This window comes from Variovorax xiamenensis, from assembly GCF_050916385.1.
Lineage (GTDB): Bacteria > Pseudomonadota > Gammaproteobacteria > Burkholderiales > Burkholderiaceae_C > Variovorax.
In genome coordinates this window covers 5,107,895-5,122,898 of the sequence record NZ_CP139038.1, presented here as the reverse complement: position 1 = coordinate 5,122,898, position 15,004 = coordinate 5,107,895, and the positions used below count along the sequence as shown (strand labels likewise).

Annotated in this window: 16 protein-coding genes; 4 read left to right on the top strand and 12 right to left on the bottom strand. The window is 64.5% G+C overall.

Annotated elements, in window-relative coordinates; translation table 11 throughout:
- Positions 1–117: 117 nt before the first annotated feature.
- From SFB74_RS23395 to SFB74_RS23375, 5 genes are all read right to left on the bottom strand, one after another.
- The gene (locus SFB74_RS23395; protein ID WP_432726684.1) at positions 118–510 is read right to left on the bottom strand and encodes an immunity 22 family protein; all 393 of its coding nucleotides are present in this window, start codon (positions 508–510) and stop codon (positions 118–120) included.
- Between the two features lie 138 nt (positions 511–648).
- Complete coding sequence (locus SFB74_RS23390) at positions 649–1,152, bottom strand: imm11 family protein (protein ID WP_125948610.1); 504 nt, start codon at positions 1,150–1,152, stop codon at positions 649–651.
- 163 nt (positions 1,153–1,315) lie between these two features.
- Positions 1,316–1,549: a hypothetical protein gene (locus tag SFB74_RS23385; protein ID WP_432726683.1), complete on the bottom strand. Its 234-nt coding sequence runs from the start codon at positions 1,547–1,549 to the stop codon at positions 1,316–1,318.
- 465 nt (positions 1,550–2,014) lie between these two features.
- Positions 2,015–2,272: a DUF3658 domain-containing protein gene (locus SFB74_RS23380; RefSeq protein ID WP_432726682.1), complete on the bottom strand. Its 258-nt coding sequence runs from the start codon at positions 2,270–2,272 to the stop codon at positions 2,015–2,017.
- On the bottom strand, positions 2,205–2,564 hold the full coding sequence (locus SFB74_RS23375; protein WP_432726681.1) for a hypothetical protein: 360 nt from the start codon (positions 2,562–2,564) through the stop codon (positions 2,205–2,207). Before SFB74_RS23375 ends, SFB74_RS23380 begins: the two co-directional genes overlap by 68 nt.
- Before the next feature lie 126 nt (positions 2,565–2,690).
- Here SFB74_RS23375 and SFB74_RS23370 point away from each other — a divergent pair, with 126 nt between their 5' ends.
- Entirely contained in the window at positions 2,691–4,139 is a 1,449-nt protein-coding gene (locus SFB74_RS23370) for an IS1182 family transposase (RefSeq protein ID WP_432726680.1), read from the top strand.
- A gap of 259 nt (positions 4,140–4,398) precedes the next feature.
- Here the strand turns inward: SFB74_RS23370 and SFB74_RS23365 are convergent, their stop codons facing one another.
- A complete protein-coding gene (locus SFB74_RS23365; RefSeq protein ID WP_432726679.1) occupies positions 4,399–4,722 on the bottom strand; it encodes a winged helix-turn-helix transcriptional regulator in 324 nt (107 codons plus the stop codon).
- Between the two features lie 65 nt (positions 4,723–4,787).
- Between SFB74_RS23365 and SFB74_RS23360 the strand changes: the two genes are divergently transcribed.
- Both SFB74_RS23360 and SFB74_RS23355 read left to right on the top strand, forming a co-directional pair.
- Positions 4,788–5,330, top strand: a complete 543-nt coding sequence (locus SFB74_RS23360; RefSeq protein ID WP_432726678.1) for a carboxymuconolactone decarboxylase family protein — start codon at positions 4,788–4,790, stop codon at positions 5,328–5,330.
- Positions 5,331–5,370: 40 nt separating this feature from the next.
- Positions 5,371–5,697 carry an EthD family reductase gene (locus tag SFB74_RS23355; protein ID WP_432726676.1) on the top strand — a complete coding sequence of 109 codons (327 nt, stop codon included), beginning with the start codon at positions 5,371–5,373 and terminating at the stop codon, positions 5,695–5,697.
- A gap of 72 nt (positions 5,698–5,769) precedes the next feature.
- On the opposite strand, the gene SFB74_RS23350 is transcribed toward SFB74_RS23355, so the two are convergent.
- Together SFB74_RS23350 and SFB74_RS23345 are read right to left on the bottom strand one after the other, a co-directional pair.
- Positions 5,770–5,979 (bottom strand): DUF4287 domain-containing protein, encoded by a 210-nt coding sequence (locus SFB74_RS23350; RefSeq protein WP_432726675.1) that lies wholly within the window; start codon positions 5,977–5,979, stop codon positions 5,770–5,772.
- 72 nt (positions 5,980–6,051) lie between these two features.
- The gene (locus tag SFB74_RS23345; RefSeq protein ID WP_432726673.1) at positions 6,052–6,351 is read right to left on the bottom strand and encodes a hypothetical protein; all 300 of its coding nucleotides are present in this window, start codon (positions 6,349–6,351) and stop codon (positions 6,052–6,054) included.
- Between the two features lie 194 nt (positions 6,352–6,545).
- On the opposite strand from SFB74_RS23345, the gene SFB74_RS23340 reads away from it, so the two are divergent.
- Positions 6,546–8,159: an alpha-amylase family glycosyl hydrolase gene (locus SFB74_RS23340; protein WP_432726672.1), complete on the top strand. Its 1,614-nt coding sequence runs from the start codon at positions 6,546–6,548 to the stop codon at positions 8,157–8,159.
- Between the two features lie 10 nt (positions 8,160–8,169).
- Here SFB74_RS23340 and SFB74_RS23335 read toward each other — a convergent pair whose 3' ends face one another.
- From SFB74_RS23335 to SFB74_RS23320, 4 genes are read right to left on the bottom strand one after another with little or no spacing between them, the layout of a single operon-like run.
- Positions 8,170–10,458: a CocE/NonD family hydrolase gene (locus tag SFB74_RS23335; protein WP_432726671.1), complete on the bottom strand. Its 2,289-nt coding sequence runs from the start codon at positions 10,456–10,458 to the stop codon at positions 8,170–8,172.
- Positions 10,455–12,215 (bottom strand): ABC transporter ATP-binding protein/permease, encoded by a 1,761-nt coding sequence (locus tag SFB74_RS23330; protein WP_432726670.1) that lies wholly within the window; start codon positions 12,213–12,215, stop codon positions 10,455–10,457. Before SFB74_RS23330 ends, SFB74_RS23335 begins: the two co-directional genes overlap by 4 nt.
- Positions 12,212–13,618: a glycoside hydrolase family 15 protein gene (locus SFB74_RS23325; protein ID WP_432726669.1), complete on the bottom strand. Its 1,407-nt coding sequence runs from the start codon at positions 13,616–13,618 to the stop codon at positions 12,212–12,214. Before SFB74_RS23325 ends, SFB74_RS23330 begins: the two co-directional genes overlap by 4 nt.
- Complete coding sequence (locus SFB74_RS23320; protein ID WP_432726668.1) at positions 13,615–14,907, bottom strand: glucoamylase family protein; 1,293 nt, start codon at positions 14,905–14,907, stop codon at positions 13,615–13,617. The genes SFB74_RS23325 and SFB74_RS23320 overlap by 4 nt, the downstream gene beginning before the upstream one ends.
- Positions 14,908–15,004: the final 97 nt, after the last annotated feature.

The window sequence follows — 15,004 nt, the reverse complement described above, 5'->3', positions numbered from 1 at the left end:
GTGGGTGTGGCGGTGCAGTAGCGTTGGCGAAGGTCGGCTTCTTTGGGGGCTGAAAGGCCGCAACGGGCCCACTGCGGTCTTTCGATCTGCCCCAAAGCGGACATTTCTCTGAAGGCGCTACTCCACCGAGTAGCGAAATACGCCCAAAAATATTGGGTCAGCGGCGACTGGCCTTTTCACCTTTTCTGGCGCATACGCAAAATCAAACTGAACAGTTACCCAGCGCGCTTCTGAAAGTTTTCGACGTTTTGCCGTTCTCACTGCAGCGTCTATGAAGCTGACAGAGTACGAAATCTCTTTCAGCAGGCGCTCCACCTTTGTCAGCTCGAACGAAAAACAGTTCGCTTCTTGGTTGTCCAAGCTGTAGTAGCCGACTCCGCAGAGATCTTGCAACACATCGTTCGATCCATCGCCGTGTCGTGAGTAGCCGAGCCAGACGGAAACCTCACCGGGGCTTTCGAAGCCTTGCGTGTAAAAGTCTTCGTCTTCGGAGTAGTCGCGGCGTGCCATAAGGATGCGAGGAGTTGAAGAAGTATGAGCGAATGCCCGAAGCTGGCCGGCAACTATAGTTAGCTGATGCCGCAGCGGCCGAGTCCACTGTCGCGTCCGATCGTTGCCTGCCAATACATGAGCTTTTCCTTAACACTTTCAACGGCTGATCGAACCCGGTTCTGAGAATGCGCAGCCGGTACACCCCGACAGGCTGATGGCATCTATAACCTTGGCGCTCACGGCAATCTTGTTAAGTTCATCCACGACGAGCCAGTTCAAATTGGCGATTCCTGACTCATCGAGCACGATTTTCCGAGCGACAAGGACGTCTCCAAGCTCCTCATCAAGGTCAACATCGGATTTTCTAAGATCGAGTGCTCGAGGGCGCATGAGGGAGTTCAATGCGAAAAATTGCTGCCCATCGAACTTGCTACCGTTATAGGAGACTGCAACGGGAAACAACTCGACTTCCGCGCCGACGAGTTGAAGAGCCGCGGCAAGCTTGCGAGAAACGATATCGATGTGAAGCGACCTCATGAAGTCAACGAGACCCCGAGGTGAATCAGGTGAGTCGGATACGTCGAATTCGAGACTCGGATACTGGTCTGCTAGGCTGACGCCTCCCCAGTATTGAAAGTTCAAGACTTCGTGCGAGTTCACTAGCCTGCATTCTGGATATGGGACATTACCGGAAACGTCACGGTGAAGAATCCAATGCATTTTCTAGAGTAAAAGTATGAGGGGAAGGTCGAAACAGGTGACCACCGGCAAGGATGAGAGTTGGCCGCGACCGGCCGCTTCTGGCCGGATTCTGTCCTAGTCATCACTGGCCTTTGTCGCGCAGCGCTCGGCAAACTAATACCAACAGCATGCCGAGTCCAATCAACAATGCTTCCATGAGCCAACTGTGCTCGGTCGGGACCACGCGGTAGTAGTGATGCGCACCGCCAAACAGATTGACTGGCAGAAGCTCGCCAAGCGGCAACAGTAGAAGAATGCCTAGGACGATCAAGGCGTATCCCATTCTCACAAGCCAGGTCAGGCGTGTCTGCTTCATGTTCATGGTCTTGGCGAGATGTCTGCTTCTGCCGGGGGCGGTCTCTGGCCTCGACCATTGTGCCGCCGTGTCGGGCCCAAAGCGGACATCAGATTGCGGCGTCAAGCTAGATGGAAGACGCGAGTTCCCAAGGGAACGTCCTCTTTCGCTATCTGCAGCGGCAACACGAATGGGAAGGTGAGAACCTCAGGGCGTGGTCTCGATCCATAGTTGAAGTGCGGAATCGAGTGAATCCGTGTGTCGACTACCTCGCCGTCGGGCTTCAACAGCCGAATGGGGTCTCCCGCCCGAACTTCAGGGATACCTGGCCTCGGCGTCACGCCCGGTGCAACTACACACCCGATGTTCGAGATTTGGAAGACCTGTTCAACGACGAAGAGCAGAGATGGCTCTATGGATCGGATGTCCGTTTCTGGTCGCATTCTGTCGTCAGGCAGATGTTCGCCGTATCTCGCTAAACCGCATTCACCGAAGGTCGCCCTGCGATTCAAGTTGACCGTATTCGACAAGCAGCCTGACCCGCTTCGCGAAGAAGGTGTCGGGAACCCTGCTTGGGAAGTCCCGCGTCGACAGCATCGCCATCCCGACCACGCGTGCGACCTTCCTCCAATCGCCGGAGACTTGCGAAAGAAGTGCCGTATCGATAAGCGCAAGTTCAGCGTGAGACACGCTTTGCAACCCGTGCGCCCTCTGCGGGCGAAAGCTCAGTGTCGTAAATTTCATCGTTCACGGGGCTAACCTGCAATGTCATAGAAGCCCTTGGAGTCCAATCGGCAGCGCCATTTGACGTGAGACCCAATGCAATGCCCGTTGAGTTGGCCTCAACGACTCCGCGAGCAAACAGCACTTCGTGCGTGCCGTCGTCATAGAGGTTGTCTTCTTGAACCTCAATGGGTAGACCTTCAACGAGCAGGACGGACGAGCCGTTGATGTCCTTCCGGAAATCGGTCTGCGACAGCATGATGAGATCGCGCTCAAGCAATTCGTTGAAATCGACTGAAAAGCGGGGTGTCATATCGAATGTCTGGTTCTGGCCGCATTGTGCCGGCTCGGCGAACGGCCGGTTCTGGCCGAGGCTGTGTGGAAACACCCTCGATGGTCACCTATATTGAGCCAACCCGTCTGAACAAGGTGGTGGCTCATGAGGCGATTCATCGAGAGCGAGGACCGGCGGCAAGTGACCTTGATGCCAGAGTGCCTGGACGACTATATCGGCGAAGACAACCCGGTGCGATTCGTGGATGCCTTCGTCGAGGAGCTTGATCTGCACGCGTTGGGCTTCCAAGGTGTCGAGCCAGCAGCAACCGGACGACCTTCGTACCACCCATCGGTGCTGCTTAAGCTCTACATCTACGGCTATCTAAACCGCATTCAGTCGAGCCGGCGCCTGGAGCGCGAAGCGCAGCGCAACGTGGAACTGATGTGGCTCACCGGCCGATTGGCGCCTGACTTCAAGACTATCGCAGACTTCCGTCGGGACAACGGCCAGGGCATCCGCAACGCGTGCCGTCAATTCATCATCCTGTGCCGCGAGCTCAAGCTGTTCACCAGCGCTGTGGTGGCCATCGATGGCCGCAAGTTCAAGGCAGTCAACAGTCGAGACCGCAACTTCACACCCGGCAAGATCGACGGGCGCCAGAAGCAGATCGAGCAGAGCATCCAGCGTTACCTAGACGCCCTGGAGACGGCCGATCGCACCCAGCCTGCCGAGGTTGAAGCCAAGACCGAGCGACTGCAGGACAAGATCAAGAAGCTGCGCAATCAGATGAAGCAGCTCGACTACACCCGAGAAGAGCTGAAGGACGAGCCCGACGGCCAACGCTCGCTCACTGACCCTGACGCGCGCTCGATGAACTCACAGGCCACGGGCTCGGGCCTGGTGGGCTACAACGTGCAGGCGGCGGTCGATGCGAAGCACCACTTGATCGTGGCGCACGAGGTGACCAACGTCGGCAACGACCGCGCGCAGCTGAGCAAGATGGCCAACGCTGCGCGCGAAGCGATGAACAAAACCAAGCTGCAAGCACTTGCTGATCGCGGCTACTTCAACGGCACGGAACTCAAGGCTTGTGAGGATGCGGGCATCGCGGCCTACGTGCCCAAGCCGATGACCTCCGGCGCCAAGGCGGACGGTCGCTTCGACAAGAGCGACTTCATCTACATCGCGAAGGACGACGAGTACCTATGCCCAGCAGGACAACGGGCCATCTTCAGGTTCAGCACTGTGGAGAAGAGCGGCCTGCATGCACACCTATATTGGACCAGCGCCTGCCCCATTTGCCCGCTGAAGCCTCAGTGCACACCCAGTGCCTATCGGCGAGTGCGGCGATGGGAGCACGAAGCGGTGCTCGAGCGCGCGCAGCAGCGACTGGATCGCAAGCCTGATGCAATGACGTTACGACGGCGCACCGTCGAGCACGTCTTCGGCACGCTCAAACACTGGATGGGTTCGACCCACTTCCTCACCAAAACGCTGGCGAACGTGGGCACTGAGATGAGCCTGCACGTGCTGGCCTACAACATGAAGCGGGTGATCTCGATACTGGGCATGAGCAGAACGATGAAGGCGATGAGATTGATCGGGGCATGAGCCCCCTTTGCTTGCCTTCTTGCCCCTCGGGCGTGCCACGCTGCGCGTCCAGCGGCCCACAACAACTGGATGAATCAGTCGCCGGTTCGGCATACTCGCAAGTCAGGCCGTTTCCACACAGCCCCGGCCGGATTCTGACCCAAGCCCCGTGACGCCATGGGCCCTGTGCGGAAGCCACGCCCCATGCAAAAAGCGATCACCGCGGACAGGCACAGTGATACTCCACGTCGCGCCGACGCGCATGGTGCAAGTCACCTTCTCACCGCTTCGCATGCCCCCACTGCTCCGCCCAGGCTGACAACGGCTTCAGCGCCTTCGAAAGCCGCCGCCCTTCGTCCGTCAGTCGATAGCCACCCTCGGCATGTTCGACAAGGTCGACCTCCCTCAGTTCGGTGAGCCGCGTGTTGAGCAACCTGGTGTTCGTCTCGCAGGCGTCTTGCAGGGCCCTGAAGGTCAGCGAGCCCTCCCGAAGTTCCCAGAGCACGCGCAGCGCGGTGCGCCTTCCCAGCAGGTCCAGGGCAACCATGATGGGGCGGCCGGTGGTGGAGCCGCGGACTGGTTGGCCGATACGAGGTGTGGTCATGCTTTACTTTGTACAGCAACGAGCCTACGATGACGTGGCCCTTGAATCAGAAATCAGGAATCAGTATGCCCGCACGTATCGAGCCAGCGACGCCACCGTTCGGTGAAGACATTTCCAGGCCTCTCGACAGTCTGATGAAGGGAAAGCCCCCTTTGCAGCTGTTCACGACGTTGGCGCGCGACCCTCGTCTGTTCCAGAAGTTCTTTGCCGCCGGGTTGCTGGACAAAGGCAACTTGAGCATCCGGCAGCGCGAGATCGTGATTCATCGCACGACGGCATTGTGCAAGTCTGAATATGAATGGGGCGTCCACGTCACCATCTTCTCGAAGCTGGCCGGCCTGACGCCGCAGCAGGTTCAGGCAACCGTCACGGGTTCGGCGAACGAAGACTGCTGGTCAGCCGAAGACCAGGTTCTTCTGCGGCTGTGCGACTCCCTGCATGAGCACTCCGATATCGACGACGGACTGTGGAGCGAGTTGCGAAAGTACTTTGCCGAAGAAGCCGTCATTGAGCTGCTGATGCTGGCTGGCTTCTATCGCACCGTCAGCTACCTCACGAACGGGCTGCGCATTCCCTTGGAAGAGTCGGGTGCCCGATTCCCGGCCTGAGGCTGTCTCCAGCCGGGCCTCGACAACAGGAGAAATCTCGATGATCAAAGTCAGTGTCATGTACCCGTACGCCGCAGGCGCGCGATTCGACCACGCCTACTACCGCGAGAGGCACATGCCCATGATGAAGCGGCTGCTCGGCGCTGCGTGCCTGTACTACGCGGTGGACAAGGGCATCTCGGGGCGTGGCCCGGGCACCGACCCTGCCTACGTAGCCAAATGCGATTTCGTCTGCACTTCTGTCGAAGCCTATCGGGCCGCCTCCGGCCAGCACCAGCAGGAGATCATGAGCGACATCGCCAACTACACCGATATTCAACCCATGGTGCAGATCAGCGAGGTGATAGTGGAGCGTTCGGAAGCCTGACCAGGGCGCGAATGTCGCCAGGCGCCGCATCTGCGTATCGCAGGCATGCGTTCCTGGCGCGCGTGACGAGCGCTACTTCTTCGCGAGAAATGCCGCGACCAGGGCGTTCGCGTGCCCGTGACCGATCTGGTGCTGGGTCTTGAGCTGATTCACGAGCTCCATGTGCTTCAGGGGGCCCGCCTTCTGAAGAACCTCCATCCAATGCGCGATCGGCTTGGAGTAGGTCTTCTCGATGGAGGGGAAGTAGGAGGCGGGTCCTTTTACCTTGGTTGTCTCGGCCATGAAAGGCTCCTTCGTACGTGGAGAGTGTTGTTCTTGCAAGCCTGGGGGCCATGCCATGGCCGGGCCCCGCGCTCATCGCTCATGAACCAATCGGACGTATCGCCATACGCCCCAGATTCCTCCGACCGCGATGCCGATCCCGACGCTCCAGCTCGCCGGAAGACCGAAGCCGAATGCCAGCAGAAGCATCAGGCCGGCGCAGACCAGGGCGATGAAAACCGTCGTGACGAAATCGAAGCGCGCGACTTCGAGCGCGTCCTGGGCGACATCACGTTCAGGGTGACCGTGCTTGCGTCGCAGCCCTCGGAACAACAGGACGTCGGCAACGAAATCGAAGAGGCCGATCAAGAGATCGCCCAGGAAACTCCACATGAGGATGCTCCATTCGCGGTAGCACCCTGGGATGTCGCTGCTCTGGTGATGGTCCGGCCAGGGTGGAGCGGCGGACGATTTCGGGATGTTACATCGCCGACAGGAGTGGTCCTGACGAGCGAGCGCCCGGTGCCGCCCCACCCAGTTTGTGGAGACAATGACTCTCGCCCGCACCCAGGCATGAGAGGCCCAAGATGTCAGCTGACGACTGGTGGAAGTACGGAATCGTCTATCAGGTCTACCCGCGTTCGTTCCAGGACAGCAATGGCGACGGCATCGGAGACCTCGACGGCATCCGTGCCCGGCTCGATCACCTGGTCTCGCTCGGTGTCGATGCTGTCTGGATCTCGCCGATCTATCCCTCGCCGATGGCCGACTTCGGCTACGACATTTCCGATTTCTGCGACATCGATCCGCGCTTCGGCACGCTGGAGGGCTTCGATGCGCTGGTTCGGGAGGCCCATGCGAAGGGGCTCAGGCTCATCCTGGACTTCGTGCCCAACCACACGTCGGACCGTCATCCGTGGTTCGTGCAGAGCCGCAGCGCGCGCGATGATCCACGGCGCGACTGGTACATCTGGCGCGACCCGGCGCCCGACGGTGGCCCGCCCAACAACTGGCTCGGCAATTTCGGCGGCCCGGCCTGGACTTTCGATCCGGCCACGGGCCAGTACTACGCCCATTCCTTCCTGAAGGAGCAGCCCGACCTCAACTGGCGCAACCCTGAGGTGCGCGCCGCGATGTACGAGGTGCTGCGGTTCTGGCTCCGGCGCGGCGTCGACGGATTCCGTGTCGATGTGCTTTCGCAGATCGTCAAGGACGCGCAGTTTCGCGACAACCCGCCGAACCCGGATTTCGCAGAAGGCCAGGACCCGTTCCTCCGCCTGCTGATGCTCTACAACACCGACCTGCCGGAGGTGCAGCCTATCGTGGCCGAGATGCGCCGCGTGGTCGACGAGTTCAGCGACGCGCGCTCGTCGCGCCTGCTGATCGGCGAGCTCTATCTGCCGCTCGATCGGCTTGTCGCCTACTACGGCCTCGATGCGGAGGGCTTGCAGCTGCCCTTCAACTTCCAGCTGATCTCGACCGAGTGGCAGGCGGCGCACATCGGCCGCTTCGTGCGCGACTACGAGGCCGCCTTGCCCGCCGGCGCCCAGCCGAACTGGGTGCTGGGCAATCACGACAAGTCCCGCATCGCGAGCCGCGCCGGGCCACGGATGGCACGGCTCGCTGCCATGCTGCTGCTCACGCTGCGCGGCACGCCGACGATCTACTACGGCGACGAGATCGGCATGGCGGACGTTCCCATTCCCGCCAGCGAGGTGCAGGACCCGTTCGAGAAGAACAAGCCCGGCATGGGCCTGGGCCGCGATCCGGTGAGAACGCCCATGCAGTGGAGCGCCGCCGCGCACGCGGGCTTCACGACCGGCACGCCGTGGCTGCGCCTGGCCGACGACTGGCCCACGCACAACGTGGAAGCACAGTCGCATGACCCGAGCTCCATGCTGATGCTCCACAAGCACCTCATCGCGTTGCGCCGTGCACGGCCTGCGTTGCATCGGGGCTCCTATGAAGCGCTCGAAGCCGGAGACGAAGTGCTCGCCTATGCGCGCGAAAGCGAAGGGCAGCGGCTGGTGGTGATGTTGAACTTCGGCGCGGCCCCGGCGCCGGTGTCGTCGGAGCTGGTGCCGCACCGGCCGGTCGTGCTGGCATCGACCGATCCTGCACGCGCCGGATTGATCGATGGGCCCTTGGTGCTGGCTCCCTGCGAAGGCGTCGTGATCGGCAACGGTCCAGCGACGCGATGAGAAGCCGGAGCTAACCGGTCTGGATCTCGACGTAGCTGCGCGCATGCCAGCGCACGCGCACGGGCCACTTCGCGTCGCTGACGGTTTCCGAGTTCACGTCCTTGCCGCTGCCGTAGTTGACCTGGCGGTCGGGGCGCTTGTTGAGGCCTATCACCAGCACGATGCGGCTGCCCGCCGCGAGCCTGCCGGCGGTGACGCGCTCGGTGGCGAAGGGAAGCAACTGACGCTCGCCGGCCCGCAGGAGCCGGCGGCGCACGCGATGGCCGGCATAGCTGGCGCGGAAGTCGTAGGGGTCGAACAGCAGTTGGCATTCGCCGGCGGCAGTCTGCTCGTACAGCGAGATGCTGAAGTCCATGTCCTGCCGAGAAGACGTGATGTCGAACACGCCGCGCAGGCTGCCTGAGATCTCGGTGGCTGCCGTGAGCGGGTCGCTGATGAAGCTGATGCCATTGCGCACCGGCACCTGCTTCACGCGCAGTGCGTCCGGCCACGGGGTGCGTACGTCGCGCCGGTCGGCCAGGTCGACCGACAGCCGCGCGTTGCCGCCGCCTTCCGATGGCGACTGCAGCAGCCGGTGCGGCTCGTCGCGCCCGCTGGTGTCGAGGTAGAGGCGCAGGCGGCTGCGTTGCGGCGCGTCCAGCGCCGGCACATGGCGCCACTGGTCCGCCCCCATCACCTGGTAGTTGACGCGATCCGCCAGCAAGGCAGGCTTGTTCGCGCCCTTGAGGATGTGGTCGATCCACTGGTAGCGCAGCTCGGGCAGGTCGATGCGCGCGACGGGGTCCAGCGTGTAGCCGCGCAAGGTCGGCAGCGTGCCGCGCCGGATCGAGGCCGCATCGTAGGGGCCCAGCAGCAGCGTGGTGTCGGCCTGCGGCCGGTTGCGAAGATGCTCGTTGTGGAAATAGAGCGCGCCGGCGTCGGCGCCGTAGTAGCCGGCGATGCCGAGCACCGGGATGTCGATGCGCGCGAACTGCTGCGGCGACGGCAGGAACTTCTGCCAGTAGCGGTCGTGGCTCGGGTGCGTCAGCCAGGTCCGCACAAGCCTGCTGCGCTTGCCCAGCAGGACGCGATCCACGTCCCAGTAGGGGCGGTTGCCGCGATACCAGCGCGCGTCGAGTGCCTGCCATGCCGAGTCGGGGTCGGCGTCGCCGTTGATGCCGGCCGGCAGTGGCTCCGCCATCGCGTGCTCCTGCGCCCAGCGGACCATGCTGTTGCGGAAGATCTGCCCGGCCATCGGGAAGTCGATGCCCGGCGCCATCGCCGCGGTCGTGGCAATGGCCTTGAGCGCCGGCGGCCTCCTGCGGGCGGCCGCCCAGGCGGCGTAGCCGGAGTAGCCGTCGCCGAGCATGGCGACGCGGCCGTCGCTCCAGGCCTGCCTGGCAATCCAGTCGATGACGGCGGCGGCGTCTTCGCCGTCGCGAACGAAGGGCCACGCGGCGCCCTTGCCGTCGGGCGTGCGTCCGCGCACGTACGCCGTGACGCCGACATAGCCCCTGGCGGCGCTGCGCTGGGCGTCGTCCTCCGCGGGGTCGAGCGTGAAGCGCAGCAGCGTCGGCAGGCTTCCATCCACACGGCCGGGCCGGACCACGCTGGCATGGATGACGCCTCCGCGCACGGGAATCCTGATGTCCGCCTCCGCTACATAGCGGCCGCTGTTCTGTGCAGCGAACAATTCGGGCAGCAGCCCGCGGAAGCTGTTGCGCGACTGGTACGACAGCCAGGTCCGCACGAGCGCCAGGGCCTCTGCCTCCGGCAGGCTGCCCTTCGCGCGCCAGAGATCGAAGGCCTGGCGCAGCGGCTCCCTGTACACCGCCGGCGGAATCTCCAGCCGCGCCATGATGGCCTGGGCCTGCGCGTTGTCGAGCGGCGACACCAGCTCCTGGAACGAGCGTGAATAGGCTTCGGCGAAGCCGACGCGCCCGTCCGCCTCGAGCGCGCGCGCATTCGCATAGATGCCGTCCAGGATCGCGCGCTCGGCGAGGCCGTCGAAGGGCTTGCCCTGGCGGCGGTCCCGCAGCGACCGGCTGCTGCCGTAGGCCGCACGGTAGGCGCCGCTGACGATCTGCAGGGCGGTCACGTTGGCCAGGAAGGCGTCGGTGTCCGCGTCCTGGTACACCGGCAGGATGCGCTCGGCCAGGTCCCGCATCAGCTCCGCCGTGGCCGCGTCGTCGGGGTCGCGCGGGGGCTTGAAACCGAAATCCGCCGCCCGGGTCCAGGTGGGCAGGGCGGGCAGCGCAAGAGCCAGCCGCATGAGGGCGCGACGCGCGCGGCTCACCGGTGGCATCGGGCGTCGTTTCATGGCCGCTGCTCCCCGGTCGCGCCGTCCGGCGCCTTGACCAGGTGCACCACCTGCGTGAACAGCCGGTCGTGCGCCTCGCCGGCCGAGCCTATGTGCACGATGCCCGTGTTCGTGAGCTTGCCCAGTGCGCCGATGATGAGTTCGAGCGTGTCGTCGTCGAACGCGCTGAAGGCTTCGTCCATCACCAGCCAGGGCGGCGCCTGCAGCACCACGCGGGCGAAGCCGAGCCGCAGCTGCTCGTCCATGCTGAGCTCGCTCTCCCAGCGCCCGGTTCTGTCGAGCAGGGGCTCCAGGCGCTGGAGGCCCACGCTCGCCAGTGCGCTCACCATGGCTTCTTTCGGATAGGTCGACGGTTCCATCGCGTATGACAGCACTTCGGCCAGCGTGCCCCGGGGAATGTAGGGCGTGCCGCGTGGCATGTAGTGGATTGTCTCGCCTCCGGGCCGGCGCACGGTGCCCGACCCCCACGGCCACAGGCCCGCGAGCGCGCGGAACAGCAGGGTCTTCTCGGTGCCGGGCGTGCCCAGGATCAGCACGCACTGGCCGCGCTGAACGACGAGGCCCGAAACGTCCAGCCGATCATGGCCGCTCCAGGAGCGGACCTCCAGCGCTTCGACCGCGAGCGTTCCCTCCTTGCTTTCCTCGTAGGCGATGCGGCTGTCGCCCGCCTGCGCCTCCAGGTCGGAAGCCAGCATCCGGCGCAGGTCGGTCACGCGCATCAGCGTGGCGCGCCAGTCGGCAATGATGCTGAAGTTGTCGACGAACCAGCGCAGCGACGACTGCGCCTGCGTGAAGGCCGCGGCAGCCATCATGAGGCCGCCGAAAGAGACTTTTCCCGAGAAGTAAAGCGGCGCGGCCACCAGCGTCGGCGCGATGACGGTGACCCAGCCGAAGCCCGCTGTGGCCCAGGTCAGGTTGGTCAGCCCAAGCACCACGCGCGACGTGGCGCGCAGGACGTCCAGGAAATGCGCGGCGACGCGGCGCTTTTCGTCGGCCTCGCCGCCGGCCAGGGAGATGCCGTCGAGATGCTCGTTGATGCGCGTCAGCGAAAAGCGCAGCTCGCCCTCGCGCGCGTAGCGCTCGGCGTTGCGCGAGATCAGGCCGTTGCCGACCCAGTAGGTGACCAGCGAACCGAGGACCGCATAGGCGATCGCAGCCCACAGCATGAAGCCCGGCAGCACATGGTCCTGGCCGTTGAAGAAGATGCTGAAGTCCTTGGAGAGCACCCACAGCACGCTCGCGAAGCTCCCGAACAGCATCGCCGCCTGCAGCAGGCCCACGCCGAGGTTGACCGAGAGGTCGCACAGCTTCAGCGTGTCTTCGTGCATGCGCTGGTCCGGGTGGGCACCCATCGGGCCGCTGGCCTGAAGCCAGAAAGCACGGCGCGGCTGCAGCCACAGCCCCACGAGGTCGTTGACCACGGCCTCGCGCAGTCTCAGCTGCAAGGTTTCACCCAGCCACCTCTGCGCGACGTTCAACACCAGCAGCGCGCCGGCAATCGCCGCGAAGACGCCGACCTGCGCGATGAACTCGTTCAGGTCGCGGCGCGAGATTGCGTCGTAGAAAGGCTTGTTCCAGCTGTTGAGCTCGATCTGCCCGTACGCCGTGAGCCCGACCACCACGACGATCGCGGCCAGCAGGGCGAGCAGCTTCTTCGCGACCGGTGACACCCGCAGTGCGCCCAGCAGCTCGCCGACCTGACGGAAGACGCCGACTCTTGCAGCCGGCTCGGTGCGGTCGTCCGGCCTCGTACTCATCCCTGCTGTGGCGCCTGGCAAGCGGCGAGCGCGATGCGGCGCGCCGAGACGCAAGAAATGAAGGCGGCGTGGCTCCAGGCCAGTTGCTTCGCCGAGGTCTGCGCGCCGCTGTGCTGGTCGAACTGCTCCGACAGATCGCCACTGTCCGGCGTGTAGGCGTGCACGGTGGCGAGGTAGGCGTCGCCGCGCGCGATCCACTGGCTCCAACGGCCTGCGTCGTCTTTCTCCGCCGCCGCGGCGCGGAAGCAGAACTCGGCGGCGCCGAGCGTCGAGAAGTAGTAGGCGCCACCCGAGCAGTACACGTCGCCGGCGTACCGCCCCATCGCCGTGCCGTGGCCTGCGGCACGGCCGTGGTTGATCTCATAGGCTGCATCGAACAATGCGTCGAGCCGCTCCAGCGTGGCCTGCATGCGCGCATCGGACGGGCCGTGCGCGAACTCGGCGCCGAGGCTGTGGATCGCCGACAGGATCACGGCGATGTCCAGCGCCTTCGGACTGGGTCGTGCATCAGCGAGAACGCGTGAACGGTAGTAGCCGCGCGCCAGGGCGCGATCGCCATCATCTCCTTCGTCTACCCAGTAGCCGTCCAGCAGGCGCAGCACAGCCTGCGACTCCTCCCGGCAGCGCAGCGCCTGCGCCGTCTCGCCTTGCGCTTCCAGCCACGCCGCACCTTCGGCCAGCGCGGCCGCCGAGACGCGCAGCGTGTAGTAGTGCTGGCCGCTTTCCTCCTCCCAGATGTCGAAGGACGGTTCGCGCCAATGGCGCAGCGTGAAGCCGAGATCGAAGCGGATCAGCGGTGCGATCTCGGCCAGGAGGTCCGCGTCGAGATGGCCGCCGGCCGCCCAGCGCAGCAGCGCCAGCGCGCGCAGCGGTGGTCCGTCGTGCTGGGGCCGTGCCCACCGCAGGATGTCGAGCGTTCCATCGGGGTTCACCCGCGTCTCGGCGGCGACCGCATCGTCGTGGACGCGCGCGAGGTCGTCGTCCTCGCGCAGGTATTGAATGAGTTCCGGGGCCACGCGCTCCCTGCGGCCCTGCACCGCGGCAACGGCACGGCCGTCGAGCCCGTTCACGGCAAGGCTGAAGCGGGTGAAATCGCGCAGATGCCGCAGGGCCTCGTCGCCGATGCGCCCGTCGGCATGGAGCAGGCGCAGCGCATCGATGACGACAGCGGAGTCCCGGAACCAGTGAAAAAAGTAGTCCGGATCCGGGTCGTAGTTGCCGAGAACGGGCGAGGCAACGATGGCGCCCGCGACCGGCTGCACGGTCTGGCCGAAGCCCGTGCGTTGCTTGACGATCGACAGCGGCGAGATGCTGCGCAGCATCGCGCTCGCCGAATGCGAGAGTTGCCGCTCGAGCCAGGACTCGAACGCCGGGTCTTGCCGATGCGCCGCGCCGAAGCTCACGCAGGCGACTCCAGGTGCGGGCTGCTGAAGTCCAGGCGGCGCAGCCCGGCCTGCACTTCGGGCGCGCTCATGAAGAGCTTCCACAGGAGGCCCGTGCGGTGGTTTTCCATCATCACGACGATCGGGCCCTGGTCGATGGCAAGGAAGGTGTCCGCGAACCAGCCGCGGGCCTCGCAGAACGCATCGACGAAGCCGTAGTCCCGCCACACGCGCGTGCCGTGCACGGCGAGGAAATGCCGCAGCACCCGCATTACCTCCGCAGGCGCGTACGGCAGGCTGGCCAGCGCGGCCGTCGGCGAGATGGTGCCGTTGTCGTTGTTCGGATCGTGCGCGAGATAGCCGTCGGGGTCGTCGCTTGCGGTCAGGCCCCAGCACGATTCGCCATAGCCCGGGAAGCCGCGTGGATTGGCCACGCAGTGCGCGCGGTTCACCCGCACGTGGCGGCTGTTGAGGTCCCAGTAGTCGGCGTAGCGGTCTTTCAGGCCGTGCGGATCGAGGCCGCAGAACGAGTAGTGCGCGAAGAACAGCGGGCCGCCATTCGGCGGGCCCAGCGGCAGTTCGATGCCGTGGTACGAGTGGCCGTTGAGGAAGTCGGGGCCCGACGCGAAGCCGTGGTGATAGACGCGCGGATCGATCGCATGGCGCGGCGCGGCCGCGGCCAGGAAGTAGGTGATGAGGCACTCGTTCCAGCCGTGCACCTCGTGGTTCATGGCCCATCCGTGGTTCGGGCTCCAGTGCCAGTACAGCACGTCGCGCCCGCCCTGGGTGAACCAGTCCCACTCGACCTCGTGCCACAGTGTGTCGAAGTCGGCGCGCAGCCGGCGCGCCATGGCCGTGTCGTCGTTGAAATACTGGCGCGCGCAGAGCAGGCCCATGCAGAGGAACGAAGTCTCGACGAGGTCGCCCGCGTCGTCCTTCGGGCTCATCGGGATCGTCGCGCCGCTCGCACCGTCCATGAAGTGCGGGAAGGCGCCGTGGTAGCGCCTGGCGCGCAAGAGCGCGTCGCGCATGCGGCCCAGCCGCTCCAGCGCCGCGTCGCGCGTGATCCAGCCGCGCTCCACCGCGACGATGAGGGCCATGATGCCGAAGCCCGTGCCGCCTATCGCGACCCTCTCGTCGGCCAGGTCTTCGCCCGTGGCCCCGACCAGCGTGCGGCGATCGAGCGCCAGGCCGCTGGCCGCATCCGCACCGTCCCAGAAAAAGCGGAAGGTCTGTCGCTGCACGGCCTCGATCAGGTCTTCATCGGGCAGGGCTGCCAGCGCCTTCGGGCTTCTCTCATCCTTCTGCATGAACGGCTCCTATCGTTGTCGCTCCGGGTGTCACGTTTGGTTTCACCGAATCATCGACCGCACCACACGTTCGATGGTCCTGTCCCGCAGCATGCCA

What these genes read in the sequence shown, in the direction of transcription:
- SFB74_RS23375 (WP_432726681.1), bottom strand. Translation starts at nt 2,564, where the DNA reads ATGACACCCCGCTTTTCAGTCGATTTCAACGAATTGCTTGAGCGCGAT.
- SFB74_RS23345 (WP_432726673.1), bottom strand. Translation starts at nt 6,351, where the DNA reads ATGTGGAGTTTCCTGGGCGATCTCTTGATCGGCCTCTTCGATTTCGTT.
- SFB74_RS23340 (WP_432726672.1), top strand. Translation starts at nt 6,546, where the DNA reads ATGTCAGCTGACGACTGGTGGAAGTACGGAATCGTCTATCAGGTCTAC.
- SFB74_RS23335 (WP_432726671.1), bottom strand. Translation starts at nt 10,458, where the DNA reads ATGAAACGACGCCCGATGCCACCGGTGAGCCGCGCGCGTCGCGCCCTC.
- SFB74_RS23385 (WP_432726683.1), bottom strand. Translation starts at nt 1,549, where the DNA reads ATGAAGCAGACACGCCTGACCTGGCTTGTGAGAATGGGATACGCCTTG.
- SFB74_RS23330 (WP_432726670.1), bottom strand. Translation starts at nt 12,215, where the DNA reads ATGAGTACGAGGCCGGACGACCGCACCGAGCCGGCTGCAAGAGTCGGC.
- SFB74_RS23395 (WP_432726684.1), bottom strand. Translation starts at nt 510, where the DNA reads ATGGCACGCCGCGACTACTCCGAAGACGAAGACTTTTACACGCAAGGC.
- SFB74_RS23355 (WP_432726676.1), top strand. Translation starts at nt 5,371, where the DNA reads ATGATCAAAGTCAGTGTCATGTACCCGTACGCCGCAGGCGCGCGATTC.
- SFB74_RS23365 (WP_432726679.1), bottom strand. Translation starts at nt 4,722, where the DNA reads ATGACCACACCTCGTATCGGCCAACCAGTCCGCGGCTCCACCACCGGC.
- SFB74_RS23320 (WP_432726668.1), bottom strand. Translation starts at nt 14,907, where the DNA reads ATGCAGAAGGATGAGAGAAGCCCGAAGGCGCTGGCAGCCCTGCCCGAT.
- SFB74_RS23360 (WP_432726678.1), top strand. Translation starts at nt 4,788, where the DNA reads ATGCCCGCACGTATCGAGCCAGCGACGCCACCGTTCGGTGAAGACATT.
- SFB74_RS23370 (WP_432726680.1), top strand. Translation starts at nt 2,691, where the DNA reads ATGAGGCGATTCATCGAGAGCGAGGACCGGCGGCAAGTGACCTTGATG.
- SFB74_RS23380 (WP_432726682.1), bottom strand. Translation starts at nt 2,272, where the DNA reads ATGAAATTTACGACACTGAGCTTTCGCCCGCAGAGGGCGCACGGGTTG.
- SFB74_RS23350 (WP_432726675.1), bottom strand. Translation starts at nt 5,979, where the DNA reads ATGGCCGAGACAACCAAGGTAAAAGGACCCGCCTCCTACTTCCCCTCC.